The following is a 17,105-nucleotide window of genomic DNA, read 5'->3' on the forward strand; positions in this document are numbered from 1 at the left end:
CAATAATAACGCTAAACCCCAAACTCAAAACATTAGACAGGTAATGCTTCCAGTATGGATGCTGAATCAAGATGGGATTGCTGCTGATGATAGGATTGATCGCCGTATAATCCGTCGGGATACCCTTCGGCTCGCAGGCTTTTGAATGACTTTAAGGAAACTCCTCTTTCGAGCAATTGCACCGAAAGTTGCTGAGCCAGACCACCAATGCTGACGTGTTCTTCAGTAACAATGACATGTCCTGCGTCAGTCAGTAGCCGGACGATTTCATCCGTTACTTGAAGCGGTAGCGTTAGGGCTGTCAATAGGTTAATCTTACGGTCATCACCGTCTAAAGCTGTCAGGACATTCTGCGTAACTGGGCCTAGTGAAATCACACTGGCTTCTGCATCGGGGTAACTCTTTAGCACTTTGAAAGAGCCAGAAGTCTGCTCCAGCGAAGGTGTATTTTTTCCATAGCCTAAACGTAGGTAAGCCGGACGTCCAGTCTGTACCATGGTTCTTACACAATCACCAACTTCGTCAGCAAAAGCTGGAACGTAGCAGGTTACGTTTTGCAGGGGACTCAGAGCAGCTAAATCTTCGATGGCATGGTGTGAACTTCCCATAATTCCGTAGCCATAACCACCTCCATTACCCACCAGAAAAACGGGCAGATTGTGCAGGCAAACGTCGTTACGGAATTGCTCCAAACAGCGATACACTACGAAGGGAGCGATGGAATAACAAATCACTTTATAGCCTCGTGAAGCCATTCCTGCGGCCATGCCGACCATGTTCTGCTCAGCCACCCCTGCGTTAATAAACCTGGGACCCATGGCTTTCTGAACATTTTCCAGGGCACTATACCCCAAGTCGCCCGTGATGAAAATAAGCTTTTCATCCTCCAAAGCTAACTTCTCAATGGCTTCACTAAATTCCTTTCTCATGACAGGTGGGTTTAGGGTTTTGAGTTTGGTGTTTAGAGTTATTGCTGTAGTTATAACTCTAAACACCAAACTCAAAACTCGCAACTCTCTTATTTTTTCTGCTGAGTAACCAGCGTTTTGATCTCTTCGGAGGTCTGGTATTTTTTGCCGCCTTTTCTGACCATGGTGCGGATAAACTTGGGACGTTTCTTCGTCTCTTCGAAAATCTTACTGATGTATTCGCCGAGGAAGGAAAGGCCCAGCAGGGTCAATCCGCCAAACAAAGTAATCAGAATAATAACTGTCGTTATGCCCTGCGGCGTATCTGGGTCGATGACGTATTTGGCCAGAATCTGGTAGAAAATGCCAAGAACGGACAGACCCGTCAGGATGAAACCAGCGTAACTCATCAACTCCAAAGGAACAAAGCTGAATGAGAAAATTGCTTTGCGGGCCCAGGCAATGTTTTTTCGCCAGTTGTTAGTAGAAACACCAAACATCCGCTCGGGACGAACGTAGGGTACTCCCGTTTGCTTAAAGCCGACCCAGGCTCGTAAGCCCCGAAGGAATTGTTCGGTTTCGGGTAGGGCTACCAGTTCTTTCACCACTTTCCGGTCAATCATGGAGAAATCACCGGCGTCGCGGGGAATGGGGATGTAACTCAGGTTCTGGAAAATACGATAGAAGCCTTTGTAGAAAATGTGCATGTGCGGCTTCATCTCCCGCTGTACTCGCGTGCCATACACTACTTCAAACCCTTCCTGCCATTTTTCGTAAAAGTCAGGAATGATTTCTGGGGGATCCTGTAAGTCCCCATCCATTAATACCACGGCGTCGCCCGTAGAAATTTCCATCCCACTGAGAAAGGCCGATTGACTTCCAAAATTGCGGGAGTGGGTGATCCCAATGACGTTCGGATCTTTCGCACAGAGCTGTTCCAGAACGGCTTCGGTATCATCGGGGGAGCGGTCATTTACAAAGATGATTTCGTAACGAACCTTCATGGAATTGAACGTCTTTACGAGTCGCTCGTACATGTAAGGCATGGCCTGAGCGTCTTTGTAACAGGCAATAATAGCCGAGATAACCGGGTTTAAGTATGGATTTTCGAAGGCCGGAACAATCCGCTCTTCATACTGATGCTTCTGCTGCCAGTCGTAGGTGCGTTGCAGCCCTTCGGCCAATGAAAATTTAGTCCCCCAGTTCAAGTCCCGACGGGCGGCAGTCGGATCACCGTACCATTCGGCCAGATCCCACTTCCGGTTTTGCATGGTTCCGTAGACGGCTTCCTGCTTAATTCCAAATTGTTGCTGAACGGTTCTGACCAAATCAGCAATGGTGGTTTTAACGCCAGAAGCAATGTTATAGGACTTTCCTCCGATCACGCTGTAATCTGCCAGAGCGGCTTTCACGAAGGCAGAAATGCAGTCGTCTACGTACACAAAATCCCGGGAAATTTCAGGCGAGACCAGCGGAGGAAGTTGTCCTTTCCGAACGTTTTCGATCAGTCTTGGAATGAGGCGGTCGGGTTCTTCCCAATCTCCGTAAATGGAATACAGACGAAGGTTAACCGCTTTTTTCTGCTGAACCTGATGATAAAACTGAACGAGGTAGGCCGAAGAAACTTTTGAAACCGCATAGTGGCTATTCGGCTCCACGGGATCCGTTTCGGAGGGGGCTGTGCAGTTAAAGCCATATTCCGAGCTACTTCCGGCGTGGATGTATACCGTTTCGGACGTACAGTTTTCCAGAATATTAACCGTTCCGATTACGTTCGTTTCATAGGTCAGCGTAATGTTCTGTTGCTTGGAATAAGCCCCATACGCTGCGAGATTAAAGACCGTTTTGGGCTTTAACTCGTCAAAAACACCTTTAACGGAAGTCGGAGAAACGATGTCGCAGTGGATGACATTTTCGGCTGGAACGTCCAGTAACTTCAAACGCCAGGCCTTGCGGGCATCATGAGTAAGGGTATATACATCTTTGCGGATGGCAAAGAGTTTTTCAAACAATGCAGCTCCAATAAACCCACTGGCACCAAATACAAAAATGGGTCCACGCAGCTGCAATATATCGTCACGTAATGATTCGGTCATCAGGGCAGGAGTTTAGAGTTTTGGGTTTGGGGTTTTGAGTTATTTCGCATAAACTCCAAACTCCAAACTCGAAACCCAAAACTTTAAACATGTTCTACAGATAGTTGATAAGTCTCGGTAACGTCTTTTTGGGCTTGCTCGTAGAGGTCGGCAGACATGGGCAGGTAGTGCCATTCCATGCGATTTTCCATGTAAGAAATGCCTTTGCCTTTTACCGTATTGGCCACAATGACTTTGGGTTTGCCATTCCGCTGTGAGCGAAGATGTTCAACGGTTTGGATAATCGCTGGAATATCGTGACCATCGATTTCGTGTACTTCAGCTCCAATGGCCTCGTATTTTCGGGGATCGGCTGAATCACCCAGAATGTCCTGCGTCTGTCCGAATCCCTGCAAACGGTTCCGGTCAATCAACACAATGAGCTGATCCAGTTGATTATTCACCGCAAAATGCAGAGCTTCCCAGGTAGTGCCTTCGTTGGTTTCTCCGTCAGACATTAACACAAAGGTCAGTAAATCAGCATCCAGTAATTGATTGGCTTTGGCAATACCGGTGGCAATGGGCAGACCATGCCCTAACGAACCCGTCGCAAAAGGAATGCCGGCGTGTTTGTTGGGAGCCGGGTGAGCGGGAAGCGTAGTATGGTTCTTATAAAACGTTTGTAAAGTATCGTCAGAGATTTCGCCGAGGTAGTTCAGGCAGATATACAGTGCCGCTGCCGCGTGACCCTTCGAAAGAATGAAGGTTTCGGACTCGCGTTTTTGCTTCACTAATGTTCCGATCATCAGGTCGAGGCAACTCATGGAGCAACCAATATGACCAGCATTGGCCATTTTGTAGAGCCCCAGCGTTTTAAGTCGCAACTCTCCGGCTAATTGTTTTAATTCAGTTTCCAACATGGAAAAATAAGGCTGGCAGTTGAAATTGGTTACTGGTAATCGCAATGGTAGGATTCGTAGATTCAAACCTTTTTAAAGGCTGAATGTTCGGAGAATCCAGTTATTTGTCGATGAAATTAATTCTGACGTGGTCACTTCAAAGGAGGCTACTGCACTATTAATAGCGATACTTGGCTCCTTCGAAATCAAAAATCAGCCGTTTTTTTCCGGTTGACTTTTGCCAAAGATACAATTTATCTGGCTCGGCGGGGTCGATTCGCTGCCAATAGGTTGCGTCTTTGGGGAGATAGACATTGATAAGCTGAGCATCCACAACGGATACTTTGATGCCATAAGTGTATTCATCAGCCGCTCCAAAAACATCCTTTACCCCGCTCGGATAAAGAATGGTATCGCCGGGCATGTATAGTTTCTTCAGCAGTTCGGCGGACTTGATATAAGGATTAGGAATCCGGGCTTCCGACCGATAGGTGTACTTGGGAGAACGATCCTGGTAAATTTCTCTCAGCATTTTAGCAATTGCCCCGAACTGAGTCACGCAGGCCACTACGATAATGACCTTCGCCCACAAGGCAAGCTTTGAGCTTTCCCGTAGGGCTATGGCAATCAGAATGATAGCATAAGGGAATGAAAAGCCGCCGTATCGTTGGGTAATGCCAAACGTATGCCCGTTTTTCAGAGTCATGACCACCAGAAAAGCCGTAGGGACGAAGGTTAATAAGGCGAAAAGTACAAGTAACGAACGCTCGGAAGCCGCCTTTCTCCGAGTACCGTAATAGATCAGAACCCCTAACAGGATAAAGCCACTTTGTAGAGCCAGAAATCCCCAGGGCTGAGTTTTGTATAAAAATAATGAAGCGAGGGTGGCGATAATAGCCAGAATCGACCATTTGAACCGCTGAAACCTTTGATATTGCCAGAGTGCAAAGAGTGAAAGCAGCGTGGTAATGCCCCAGATGATAAAATTGGTTTTTCCCGTTAAACGGCTGGCCAGCCCATTGGTAATCCAGAACTGATCGGTCAGCACGGGAGCCAGTTTACTCCAAACATTTTTAGGAGTAGCGAGCATTTCCGGTGATTGCGTATGGGCTACTTTATTATACAGTTCGCCCTGGTATTTCAGCGTGTGCAAGGTGTATTCTCCGCCTTTTCCGGGCGACATCCACCAGACCATGCCTGCAATGGGTAATAACAGGGATAAGCCCAGCCCGATCCAGGTGCGAAGATTCCGAACGTATAACAGCACGTATAAGCCGTGAATAGCGATGACAATAATGGCCAGTAAATGACAGAACCAGACGAGCCACGCCAGTACGCCATACCAGAGGAACTTCGTCCAGTGAACCGGATTCGGGGAACGAACAATATCGAGAAAGACGTCGGTCAGTAATAAGGTAAAGAAAAAGGTCATCGAGTAGTTACGGGCCTGATGACTGTAGGCGATGAAAAAGGGTTCAATGGCCAGTACCAGGGCCACACTCAGAGCCAGCTTATCACTTTTGAGGTGTTTTTGCGTAAATCTAAAACCCAGAGCAACGATCAAAACGCTAAAGATGACCGACAGAAAACGAACGCTGAAATCACTCATCCCAAACAGGGCTACCCAGGCGTGGAACAAGACGTAATAAGCCGGGGAGTTGCCAATGTCACTGCGGTTGATGGCTTCGTAATAATCAGCCATGTGTTTGGGTCGCCAGAAATCCTGGGGCGTGAAATATTTCTGATGAAGTTCGGGCTGATTGGCTCCTTCCAGCGGAACGCCCTGCGAAACGAGCAAGGTCGATTTTTCATCAAAAAATAAACTATAATCTCCTAGTGTATACACCCGAAGCCCAAAGGCCAGGAGCAGAATTCCAGACAGGAAAAGGATAAGTTGGTTTCGTGACATGGCACTAATTCGGACCAAAGAAGGCTGATTGAGTCGCGAAAATGGTCAAAAAGGCTGGGGGATGCAAATCTTAACGGGAATGTATCATGGAAACGGTGCACGGGTAATAGAAGCTTCCTATGGATGGGTATAGCATAAATATAGGATGTGAAAACGATCCACAACCTGAACGTAATTCCCATACTCACGCGGTAACCCTGATGCTTAAAAGGGTAGGTTACTTGGTTAATATCGTAAACTCAACCCGCCGATTTTTTCGCCGGTTTTCTTCACTGTAATTACTAACCAGCGGTCGGCTGGAACCATATCCTTTGCAGACAATTCGATTCGCTGAGATGCCTTTGAAGACCAGATAACTTTTGACATGATCGACCCGTTGCTGAGATAAAACCAGATTGGCATCGAAATCTCCCTGATTGTCAGTGTGCCCTTCCATGAGAATCGTCATCGTAGGATGTTCCTTCATGATTTGAACCAGGCGACGTAACTCGGCAAAAGAAGAAGAGTCAACCTCGGGCTGGCTTTGTTCGAAATAGACGGTATTCATCGTAATTTTTGCTCCTGCTTCGATGGGGATCAGTAACAGGTTTTTACGAAGTTCCCGATACCGTTTTTCCTCTCTCAAATCCAGTTCTTCGGCAATGGGATAAAACCCTTCTTTGGCGGCGTTTAGCCCATAAAGCTTTTTGCTGGGCAGAATGAATTTATACTCGCCCGTGGCCGGGTTATATTCCGTTTGAATACTGTCTTTCTCGCCCTGTAGGACCTGAGCAAAAATTTTGGCGTTTACTGGTTTTCTGGTAACCGAATGGAGCACACTTCCCGAAACGATCACCACCGGTTCGGGTTTGATGGCTTCCGTGGTGCGAATGCGGAAGATATCTTCCTTTCCGTAAGAATTCTCGGTAGAAGATAAATAGGCATAATCTCCCGAAGCAGGGATAGAGAAAAAAACATCATCACTGGGTGTGTTGATCATCGGTCCCAGGTTTTCTGGCTCTGACCAGTTCTGCCAGGTATTATCCAGGCGGCGGGTCACAAAAATGTCGTGCTCACCGTAACCCGGATGTCCCTTACTGGAAAAATAGAGGGTTTTGCCATCCGCTGCTAAAAATGGGGAGCCATCTTCTTCGGGGGTATTAATGATTTTTCCTAGATTTTTGGGGGTAGACCAAAGATTGGGAGCTTTCAGAAAAGAAACGTACAAATCCCGACCTCCGAAAGAGTCGGCCCGGTATACGCTCATCAATAAGATACGTTCATCCGCCGAAAGAGCATATTCAGTAGAGTAACGACCGTGCTGACGAAGAATATCAAAATTCTCGATTTTCATGGGAGTGGGAAACGTCCAGCCCGTTGGTGTTTTACGAGAAGAGGAGATGCCGAGAGACATTTTTCCTGACTTATCGTATTCATTCACTAAGTAAGCGGTACGCAAGTCCGTCGAAATGGCAAAAAGGCAGTTATGATCCTCATTATTCAAAGGAGGTCCCATATTCTGAGCTTTCTGCCAGACTCCGTTAATCTGATGCGAAACCCAGATGTCCTGCTTTTTTCTTTCGATCTCATCATCTCCTTCTTTTACGGGTTTCCCCAGGTTTTCTGGATGATTCCATCGGGTAAAGTAGAGGGTTTTACCATCTGAGGCAATCAGCGGTGTTAATTCATTCACTTTTGAATTAATGGATTCTCCCAGATTCTCCTTACTAATTTTCTGATCCGTATACTTTTTAGAAAGATGGATCGTCGGTTTAAACGGGACGGTGTCCTGTGAAATGCCAATCGCGTCGATTTGCGTGTACCCCGGACGTCTGGTTGTGTTAAGCACAACGGTTAGAGCTGCCACCGGATAACGGGTAAGCGATTCTAACGGAATAGACCAGACTTTACCCTGATGGGATGGAAAAGCGGCGGAGTTAGAATACACCAGTTTTTCGTCTCCTTTCGGATCGCTCAGCCAAACCTGATTAATGCACCCGGCCCCGTAATTCTCAACGATGGTAATCTGACGGACGGGCATTAAGGTGTCAAAAGATACTTTCAGAAATTCTTCGCCAGAATCCGGCTGGGCGGGTTGCCAGGCGGCTTGGCTATCGCCCATGCCCGGCCCGGAGTTGGGTTTTCCCAAAGCTTGTTTAGCCGCGTAGGAAAAGTCTTCGGTCTTCGTTTCCGAGGAAACCTGCACTACTTTGGTGGCCCAATGAATGCGTTGAGCAAAAGCCCCTGCTACACTTCCAAGAACATAAATAAAGATCAGGCCAATGGCTCTTTTCATAAATAATAATAAAGATACTAGGAGGCAAGCAGGAAAGTAACTTGCCTGTTACTGAATTAAAGAAACGGAAAGCCGTCCGATCATCCTTTGTGATTTACTAGTCCAAGATAAGTAAAAGCTTCTTATCTCATGAATTAGTTTTTTAGTCGAAATTTAAAACAAAACTAAAGTTAACTGGAGCCTAAACTTCTATTTTTGTAAGTAACGGACCAAACTACTTTTATTTTTTTCTGCTTGATTCCTCTTTTGCAGAATTTAACGTTTGAGTATCAGCCGGAAAATACTTCAAAAAATCAACTATCCCCTATGAGAAAACGCTTCATCAGCACGCTTGGGCTTGCTCTCTTGCTGGGTGGACGCTTGTGGGCTCAGTCGGTCTATCCCGATCAGGCCGCTTTGACCAAACGTCTCCAGCAAATCAATGCCCAGCATAAAAATCTAACCAGCCTTCAGTCGATTGGTAAAACGTCTACCGGAAAAGACCTTTGGGTTCTGAGTGTCGGGCAGGGCGATGCAAAGAAAAAACCCGCAGTGGTAATCATTGCTAACGTAGAAGGCTGGCATCTGGCCGGAACGGAACTAAGCCTGCAAACCGCCGAAAAATTATTAGCCCAGGCTTCAACGGATAGTGTATCGAAGCTGTTAGCCAGCAAGACGTTCTACTTCATTCCTAGTCTAAACCCAGACGCAGCGTCTCAGTTTTTCGCTAAATTAAAATACGAACGCAGCGGTAATGCCCGAACAACAGATGACGATCGGGATGGCCGGATAAACGAAGACGGCCCGGACGATCTTAACGGCGATGGCCTCATTACCCAGATTCGCATCGAAGATCCCGAAGGTAACTACCGGGTGGCAAAAGGCGACAGTCGCGTTCTGGTGAAAGCGGACCCCTCGAAAGGTGAACTCGGACGTTACCTGGTGTACACGGAAGGTATTGATAATGACAAGGATGGGGAATTCAACGAAGACGGCGAAGGCGGGATTCAACTGAACAAAAACTTTACCTTCGAATACGAACCCTTCAAGCCCGGAGCGGGTGATTACCCCATTTCTGAAAACGAAAATCGGGCCTTAGTAGACTGGCTTTATGAGAATAAAAACGTCTACGCGATTATTACGTTCGGAATGTCGAATAACCTGACTGAACCGAACAAGTTTGATGCGATGAAAGCCAATCAGCGGATTATTAAAGGTTGGCAAGCCAAAGACGTGGCGATTAATGAGTATGTCAGCAAATTATACACAGGAGCAGGCCTGACCGATGCTCCGACACTTTCTCCCAGCAAAGGTGACGTATCCACCTGGGCTTATTGCCATTTCGGTAAATTCAGTTTCTCGACGCCCGGTTGGTGGATGCCTAAAGACACCACAAAAGCGGCGGCTCGCCCCGCAGGAGCAACGCCTGCTCCGCGTCCCGGTGCAATGCCCGGTCGTGGCATGACATCCGTAGGGGGAGGTTCAGAAGACGAGGTAAATGTGCTGAAATGGGCGGCCACGAATAACATTCCGGCTTTTGTGGAGTGGACAGAAATCAAACACCCCGATTTCCCCAACCAGAAAGTAGAAGTAGGAGGCATGATGCCTTTTGTGAAATGGAATCCTCCGGTAGCCTTATTGACACCAGCCGCCGACAAACACGCCAGCTTCCTGCTAGCCTTCGCCAAGGCCATGCCTGAGATTGAAATCGTGCATGTGAAAACGGAAAATCTGTCAGGAGGTCTGAACCGAATCACGGTTGATGTGCATAATAAAGGGTTATTACCTACGCATTCAGAGATCGGTAATCGCGTGAAATACGAAGACCGTTTGAAGGTAATTGCAACTCCGTCTAAAAACCAGAAAATCATTTCGGGTCGTACGCATCAATTGGTTCGTACCGCTATTGCCGGTAATGGTGTTGAGCAAATGACCTGGCTGGTTTCCGGTACTGGTACCTTCGAAATTGAGGCATCTGCGGGCCCTACGGGTTCGGCGAAAGTGAATGTTACCCTGAAATAATGACTCTGTCGTCTTCAGCCTGAACTGATGACGCTCAACATATTCATCGCATGAAAAAATTAGTAACGCTGGCCTTACTGCTCTCTGGAGCTTCAGTAATGGCCCAGCAGAAAGACCCGGTGGGGATTCGGGCCATTGGCACCCCACCCAACCCGAAGGTACAGGTTTCCTGGAACCGCTATTACGACTACAAAGGTTTGCTGGACATTATGCAGCGAATCGTGAAAGCTTACCCTAACCTGGCTAAGCTCGAAACCATCGGTAAGTCCCAGCAGGGCCGGGACCTGTACGTGCTTACCATTACGGATATGAAATCAGGGAAGCCTGATACGCAAAAACCGGCTTTCTGGACGGATGGGAACATTCACTCCAACGAGTTGCAGGGTTCGGAAATGGCTTTGTATGCCGCCTGGTATCTAACGGAAAACCATGCTTCCAATGCTTTTATTAAAGAACTTTTGCGGGACAAAGCCTTTTACTTCGCTCCAACGATTAACCCCGATGCCCGCGAGGACTTTATTTACAATGCCAATACCGCCAACACGCCACGCTCGGGCATGTTACCCATTGATGACGACGGCGATGGTTTGGTAGATGAAGATAACTTCGACGATCTGGACGGAGATGGTGAAATCACGATGATGCGTCGGAAGTCGCCTTATGGTCGCCTGAAAACGAATCCTGAAGACCCCCGGATGCTGATTCCCGTGAAACCCGGCGAGCAGGGAGAATACGAAATGCTGGGTTACGAAGGGCTGGATAATGACGGCGATGGTCAGATCAACGAAGATCGTCCGGGAAGTTATGACCCGAACCGTGACTGGGCCTGGAACTGGCAGCCCGATTATATTCAGGGTGGAGCGTACAAATACCCTTTCAGTCTTCCCGAACCTCGGGCCATTATGGAATGGGTCATGAAACATCCCAATATTGCGGGTGCCCAGAGTTATCACAATTTCAGCGGGATGTTCTTACGCGGCCCCGGTGCGGCGGAGGACGATATTCATTACGACCGCGAGGACGTGCAGGTATACGATTACCTCGGACAAACGGGCGAAAAAATGATTCCGTCCTATAAATACGGAGCGATTCACAAAATCCTTTATACGGTTTACGGCGGCGAAATCGATTGGTTTGCTTTGGGTCGGGGCATTTTTATGTTCTCAAACGAGCTGTGGACGTCTTACCTGTATTTCAACAAAAAAGGAGAGTCGAACGAACTCAGAAATGCTCCCAATACCGAGCCTTATGATTTTGATCGTCTGTTACTGCACGGGGATGCGTTTGTCGAATGGAAACCTTTCAAACATCCGCAATACGGTGATATCGAAATTGGTGGATTCAAGAAAAACTACATCCGAAATCACCCCGGTTTTATTCTGGAAACCGACGGCCACCGGAATGCGGCTTTCACGATTTTCCACGCGAACCAGATGCCAAAAATTGAGGTGAAGGAAGTGGAAAAGCAGGATTTGGGTAACGGATTAACGCAAATCACGGCAACCATTACCAATAGCCGCGTCATCCCTACGCACTCATCTTTTGACGTAAAAAACAAAATCAACCTGCCGGACTACGTAACACTGAAAGGAGCACAGGTGGTGAGTGGCTTGCAGATGAGTAACCCCGACGGTGGCGGTATGGGTTATGGTGGTCCATCTCCTGCTTTTGAGAGTTACAGAGAGCAGAAACTAAATCCCGATAAACTCGAAGTAGCGAATATTCCTGGTTTGGGTTATGTACGTCTACGTTGGATTGTAAAGGGTAATCCCAGTAACTGGAATATCGAAGTAAACAGCCAGAAAGGTGGGGTAGTAACTGCCAGCGGCAATTTCGAGAAGAAAAAATAGCCCAAACGCGATGCCATCGCGTTTGGCCGGGGAACGAAATGGTGCCCCCAAATGACAGACGGCAGGTTTTCCTGCCGTCTGTTTTGTTACTATGCTTTTTCGGATTGACAATCATCCGCCGTGGTTGGTGTCCTCACCAACCACTTTAATGGCTGGAGAAGATATCAGCCAGGGTGGGAACGTAGGGGTGTTAAAATCGCCCCTTACTCAGGAGTATCCGCCGTGGTTGGTGTCCTCACCAACCACTGTTAATGGCTGGTGAAGACACCAGCCAGGGGGGAACGTAAGCATAACAAAAACAGCCTCTTAACCAGACGCAAGAAATTCTTTGGTAGAACCACCGTTCCTGTTCAGGAGTTAATACAAAAACCTTTCAACTGCTCGAATTGGATACGCTCACTCACATCACCATCGGGGCCTGCGTCGGAGAAGCATTCCTTGCCAAACGCATCGGCAAGAAAGCTTTACTCATCGGTGCCGTTGCTCAGAATCTCCCCGATATCGACGCACTGGATGCTCTATTCCTGTCGCCCGCCCAAAATCTATTGGTACATCGGGGGATTACTCATTCCCTGGTACTCGCCTTTTTGGCTCCTTTGGGTTTTTCATGGGTATTAAGAAAGAAATTCCCGCAGGTAAACTTTCTTCATTTTTATTTATTCTTTCTGATTCAGTTGTTACTCCATGATTTCCTGGACGTTTGTAACTCGTACGGCACGGGCATCTTCGAACCCTTTAGTCATCAGCGGATTACTTTCAATTTACTGTACGTAATCGACCCTTTATTTACCTTACCGCTGGTTCTTTCCTGCCTCGCGTTGCTTTATCTGAAAAACCAGCATTCCGCCCGAAAAACCTGGGTTAGTCTGGGGCTGATCTCCTGCTTCTTGTACCTCTCCGTTACCCTTTTTCATAAACGAAAAATCAACCACTCGATTGAAGAATCCTTGCGTACTCAATCCATTACCAGTACGGATTATTTCACTACGCCGACGCCGTTCAATAGTTTGTTATGGTATGCGGTAGCGGCAGTGCCGGGTGGGTACCAGATCGGGTATCGCTCGGTTTTTGACCACGGATGGACCCCATTTCATTTCGTGCCGCAGCGGGAAGAGTTATTGAGGAATATTCAAAAAGAAAAAGAAGTGCAGGATCTGAAATATTTTGCCCGGGGCTTTTATACCATCAGCGATCAGGACCATGCGTTGCAGTTTAATGTACTTCGCTTCGGACAGGTATTAGGCTGGGAAAATCCTGACGCAGCCTTTGCTTTCCACTTCTATTTAAATGCGGACTACGATAATCGCTTGGTGATGCAGCGGGGGCGTTTTTCGGGCTGGAACCGGGGAAGTATTCAACGAATGATACAGCGAATCGGTGGTCAGCAGGTTGAGGCTCCTAAAACTTTAGAGTAATCATGCATTTTTTAGAAGAAATCGACTGGCTATTAATCTGGGAAGTCGTCTATGGGTTTATTGTTTTTCTAGTATGCGTTCGCATCATTTATGATACCCGAGCCAGTACTAAAACGCTGGCTTATCTGTTGTTAACGGTTTTTCTTCCCGTTGCCGGAATCTTCATCTATTTGTCCTTCGGAATCAATTATCGAAAACGAAGTTTGTATTCCAAGAAATTGATTGACAACGATCAATTACTCAAACAGCTCCATACGCAGGTTACCCAGATTACTGAAAATAACCTGAAGGCCGACGCTCCGGCCGTTCAGCAAAATCGCGAGTTAGCGTATCTACTGCTGAATGATAACCTGAGTCCACTAACGTCTCGAAATCAGGTGAAGTTATTGCTAAATGGTGAAGAGGCGTTTCCCGAGATTATCAAGGCATTAAAGAATGCCAAACATCATATCCACATTGAATATTACATCTACGAAAACGACGCCATTGGGAATGAAATCAAGGATATTCTGATTCAAAAAGCTCAAGAAGGCGTTCAGGTGCGGTTTATTTACGATGATTTTGGCAGCAGATCCATTCGCCGTTCCATTGCTCCCGAGCTTCGGAAGGCTGGGGTAGAGGCGTATCCCTTTTACGAAGTTATTTTCATTGCTTTGGCCAACCGACTGAATTACCGCAATCACCGCAAGATTATTGTCATTGATGGATGTACCTCTTTCACGGGTGGAATCAACATTTCCGACCGTTATCGAAATCCCAATAATAACGATTTGTACTGGCGGGACACGCACATCCGCATCGACGGGCCAGGTTCGTATTACCTTCAGTACATTTTCATGTGCGACTGGAATTTTTGTGCCCAAGATACGCTGGAACCGAGCCGGCACTATTACTGCGAACCCGATGCTTTTCCAGCGGACGCTCTGGTTCAGATTGCGGCCAGCGGGCCTGATTCGGTGCAGCCTACGATTTTATTCGCTCTATTACAGGTGATTAATCTTTCTCGAAAAGAGATTCTCATTACCACTCCCTATTTTATTCCCGGTGATAGTTTACAGGATGCCCTGATTGTAGCGGCCCTGAGTGGGATTAAGGTTAAACTGCTCGTGCCCGGAATTTCGGACTCCTGGATTGTAAACACGGCGGCGAGTTCATATTATGATGATCTGTTGCGGGTAGGCGTGGAGATTTATCGGTATCAAAAGGGTTTCATTCATGCTAAAACCATTGTGTCCGATGGGCATCTTTCCGCTGTAGGAACGGCCAATATGGATCACCGAAGTTTTGAGTTAAATTTTGAGGTAAATGCCTTTATCTACGATGCAGATTTCTCCGAAAAACTTCGAAAAGCCTTCTATGAAGACCTTCAGCACGCCGAACGCATCGATCCTCAACAATGGATTAATCGTCCCAAATGGAAACGAATGCTAGAAAAACTGACCCGCATGATCTCGCCTTTATTGTAAGGCGACCCGCATTCAACTAAGCTAGCAAACCTTCTTTCTGAAATTTTAGAAAAAGCGATAGGTAAATCGATTAGTATGTACTAAAGATTATTAAAACGTTTTAGTAACGTTAATTTTAATTTTTATATGAATTAAAACCTGGACAATTGGATGGAAAAAGCAACCAAGAACCGAAAACTGCCAACGGAAAAACTGAGAAAATTCAATCTTTTTGGAAAACGATACGTATATGTATTTTTAAACCACAGCTTGTTATGAAATACATCATTTGTAGCCTGCTACTGGCATTAGGTGGATGGCATGAAGAGCCACCGAAAGGATGGACCAGTACGCAAAATGGCACGAACACCGATATGAGGCCGAAAAACCTGCCTGCGAAACGGCTTTTCGTATATACGCTTTTTCCCGTTCAGGAGACGAAACACAGGTCTTTAACGGATTGGTTGAAGATAGAATCCCGAAAGGATGCGATCCAGTATGGGTTTTTAACGCAAAATTTTACGCCCGAAACGGTCGACCAAATCGAAACCTTAACCGGAAAAGTAGAACAAAACGGCAAGCAAAAGATCTTGATGTACATGGCTTTTGCGGCTAATAATCAATACTATCTGGCTCGAATTGTGACCGAACCCGACCAGAAAATGTATTCGCCTTATTTGTCTCAAGTGGCGGCCCACTTTCTCAGGCTGGCGAATTCAGAAGGCGTAAACGTTCCGGCTTTACCGCAAGATCAGGCTAAAGACACGCAGGAGTTGAAAGAGGTGTTGCAAAACTATTAAACGATGGCATCGGGCGTTTGCTCAGGAATGCGGGCTTTTGTGCGGGGTAACTTTCGAGCGACCAGCACACCAATCATGACCAGTACACCCGAAATCATAAATACATATTGAATGGCATAATGTTCGGCCAGCATGTCAGAAGCGTGCTGGCCGACGTAGTATTGGTAGATGAGTTGCTGTAATAAGGCACTAACCGCAATGCCAATAGAGCCGCTTAACTGCTGAACCAGCGTATATACCGAAGAGGCCGGGGTTACCTGATTGGGTAATACGGCATTCATGGCAGTAGCCGTAAGCGGGGAAACCAGCAAGCCTAATCCAATGCCCCTCACCGTCATGGCGGCTATGACGAAGGGTACACTCGGCGTGTTGATCTGCGAAAATAGGAACATGGAAATGCCAACCAGAGCCAGGCCCGCCATCACAAAACGTCTGGGACCGTATTTATCTGATAGCTTTCCGGCGAGTGGCGTGAAAATGGCCATCATTGCCGAGTTAGGCAGGATCATTAATCCCGAATCCAGTTCTGAAAACTTAAGATACCCCTGCAATAAAAAAGGTAACAGGAAAAGACCACTAAAGAGAGCGATGGATCGGAGCGTAGTAATGAAAATGCAAACTACGTAAAGCGGACGTTCAAAAATACTCAGATCAAATAAGGCTTCGGGGCGTTTGTAACTGCGTTTGATGAAAATAATAAAGGCCGCCAGGGAAACGACGAGAGGAATCAAGACCTGAAGTGAGCCAAGCCCCTTGCTTGATAATAAAGCGATACCGTACTGAAAAAGGACGATGAAAGCAGTAAAATAGATAAAACCCACACGGTCAAAGTGGATGTTTTTATTACTCGAACGATCCAGGAATTTCAGGGATCGGGCGGCGATGCCGATGGCTAGCAAGCCGATGGGCAGGTTAATGTAAAAGATGGACGGCCAGCCAAAGGCTTCTGTTAAAATTCCTCCCAGGGTTGGACCAATAGCGGGGCCGGTTATGCCTCCCAACGACCACCAACCCATGACTTTTCCTCGTTCGTTCGCCGGAAAAACGGTAGTCAGAATAGCCATAGCAGTAGGAGACAAAGCTCCGCCGCCAAAAGCCTGCAAGGCACGGGCGGCAATGAGTTGTTCCAGATTTCCGGCTAAGGCACACCCAAGCGACCCCAGAATAAAAACGCTGAGACTTCCGATATACAATTTATAAAAGCCAAGTCTGAGACGCAGCCAGTTGGTCAGCGGCATGAAGATGCAAAAGCCCAGCATATAAATGGTAATGACCCATTCGATGGCATCGACTTTCACACCAAATTCGCGGCTCATGGTGGGTAAGGATACGTTAACAATACTACTGTCGATCCCGGCCATGAGCGTGCCAAGCATTAAGGGAATGAGTACGGAAGCGGGACTTTTCATCAAATAAAACAAGCTAACAATTACCTAAGACCCCGAAACAAGTCCTCTGTATAAGTCATTTGGTCTGCAAATTGTTATTTCTGGAAGCCATTTAAGGGGACGAAAAGGGCAGGAAATGA

The 17,105-nt window shown here is 47.0% G+C and carries 11 protein-coding genes; 5 read left to right on the top strand and 6 right to left on the bottom strand.

The window, feature by feature from the left end:
• Positions 1-32: 32 nt before the first annotated feature.
• From QE390_RS16355 to QE390_RS16375, 5 genes are all read right to left on the bottom strand, one after another.
• The gene (locus QE390_RS16355) at positions 33-929 is read right to left on the bottom strand and encodes a transketolase family protein (RefSeq protein ID WP_106634899.1); all 897 of its coding nucleotides are present in this window, start codon (positions 927-929) and stop codon (positions 33-35) included.
• Between the two features lie 89 nt (positions 930-1,018).
• Complete coding sequence (locus QE390_RS16360) at positions 1,019-3,004, bottom strand: NAD-dependent epimerase/dehydratase family protein (protein WP_307142934.1); 1,986 nt, start codon at positions 3,002-3,004, stop codon at positions 1,019-1,021.
• 83 nt (positions 3,005-3,087) lie between these two features.
• Positions 3,088-3,903, bottom strand: a complete 816-nt coding sequence (locus QE390_RS16365) for a 1-deoxy-D-xylulose-5-phosphate synthase N-terminal domain-containing protein (protein WP_307142935.1) — start codon at positions 3,901-3,903, stop codon at positions 3,088-3,090.
• Positions 3,904-4,060: 157 nt separating this feature from the next.
• Positions 4,061-5,791 (bottom strand): glycosyltransferase family 39 protein, encoded by a 1,731-nt coding sequence (locus QE390_RS16370; protein ID WP_307142936.1) that lies wholly within the window; start codon positions 5,789-5,791, stop codon positions 4,061-4,063.
• Positions 5,792-6,008: 217 nt separating this feature from the next.
• Positions 6,009-8,066 (bottom strand): OmpA family protein, encoded by a 2,058-nt coding sequence (locus QE390_RS16375; RefSeq protein WP_307142937.1) that lies wholly within the window; start codon positions 8,064-8,066, stop codon positions 6,009-6,011.
• Between the two features lie 306 nt (positions 8,067-8,372).
• Here QE390_RS16375 and QE390_RS16380 point away from each other — a divergent pair, with 306 nt between their 5' ends.
• From QE390_RS16380 to QE390_RS16400, 5 genes are all read left to right on the top strand, one after another.
• A complete protein-coding gene (locus tag QE390_RS16380) occupies positions 8,373-10,067 on the top strand; it encodes a M14 family metallopeptidase (protein ID WP_307142938.1) in 1,695 nt (564 codons plus the stop codon).
• Positions 10,068-10,117: 50 nt separating this feature from the next.
• A complete protein-coding gene (locus QE390_RS16385) occupies positions 10,118-11,917 on the top strand; it encodes a M14 family metallopeptidase (RefSeq protein ID WP_106634893.1) in 1,800 nt (599 codons plus the stop codon).
• Positions 11,918-12,303: 386 nt separating this feature from the next.
• Positions 12,304-13,332 (top strand): metal-dependent hydrolase, encoded by a 1,029-nt coding sequence (locus QE390_RS16390; RefSeq protein WP_307142939.1) that lies wholly within the window; start codon positions 12,304-12,306, stop codon positions 13,330-13,332.
• Between the two features lie 2 nt (positions 13,333-13,334).
• Positions 13,335-14,798 (top strand): cardiolipin synthase, encoded by a 1,464-nt coding sequence (gene cls, locus QE390_RS16395; protein ID WP_307142940.1) that lies wholly within the window; start codon positions 13,335-13,337, stop codon positions 14,796-14,798.
• 254 nt (positions 14,799-15,052) lie between these two features.
• The gene (locus QE390_RS16400) at positions 15,053-15,577 is read left to right on the top strand and encodes a hypothetical protein (protein ID WP_307142941.1); all 525 of its coding nucleotides are present in this window, start codon (positions 15,053-15,055) and stop codon (positions 15,575-15,577) included.
• Here QE390_RS16400 and QE390_RS16405 read toward each other — a convergent pair.
• The gene (locus QE390_RS16405; protein ID WP_307142942.1) at positions 15,574-16,986 is read right to left on the bottom strand and encodes an MDR family MFS transporter; all 1,413 of its coding nucleotides are present in this window, start codon (positions 16,984-16,986) and stop codon (positions 15,574-15,576) included. The genes QE390_RS16400 and QE390_RS16405 overlap by 4 nt on opposite strands.
• Positions 16,987-17,105: the final 119 nt, after the last annotated feature.

This window comes from Siphonobacter sp. SORGH_AS_1065, assembly GCF_030818595.1.
Lineage (GTDB): Bacteria > Bacteroidota > Bacteroidia > Cytophagales > Spirosomataceae > Siphonobacter.

What these genes read in the sequence shown, in the direction of transcription:
- QE390_RS16355 (WP_106634899.1), bottom strand. Translation starts at nt 929, where the DNA reads ATGAGAAAGGAATTTAGTGAAGCCATTGAGAAGTTAGCTTTGGAGGAT.
- QE390_RS16365 (WP_307142935.1), bottom strand. Translation starts at nt 3,903, where the DNA reads ATGTTGGAAACTGAATTAAAACAATTAGCCGGAGAGTTGCGACTTAAA.
- QE390_RS16385 (WP_106634893.1), top strand. Translation starts at nt 10,118, where the DNA reads ATGAAAAAATTAGTAACGCTGGCCTTACTGCTCTCTGGAGCTTCAGTA.
- QE390_RS16370 (WP_307142936.1), bottom strand. Translation starts at nt 5,791, where the DNA reads ATGTCACGAAACCAACTTATCCTTTTCCTGTCTGGAATTCTGCTCCTG.
- QE390_RS16405 (WP_307142942.1), bottom strand. Translation starts at nt 16,986, where the DNA reads ATGAAAAGTCCCGCTTCCGTACTCATTCCCTTAATGCTTGGCACGCTC.
- QE390_RS16400 (WP_307142941.1), top strand. Translation starts at nt 15,053, where the DNA reads ATGAAATACATCATTTGTAGCCTGCTACTGGCATTAGGTGGATGGCAT.
- QE390_RS16360 (WP_307142934.1), bottom strand. Translation starts at nt 3,004, where the DNA reads ATGACCGAATCATTACGTGACGATATATTGCAGCTGCGTGGACCCATT.
- cls (WP_307142940.1), top strand. Translation starts at nt 13,335, where the DNA reads ATGCATTTTTTAGAAGAAATCGACTGGCTATTAATCTGGGAAGTCGTC.
- QE390_RS16380 (WP_307142938.1), top strand. Translation starts at nt 8,373, where the DNA reads ATGAGAAAACGCTTCATCAGCACGCTTGGGCTTGCTCTCTTGCTGGGT.
- QE390_RS16375 (WP_307142937.1), bottom strand. Translation starts at nt 8,066, where the DNA reads ATGAAAAGAGCCATTGGCCTGATCTTTATTTATGTTCTTGGAAGTGTA.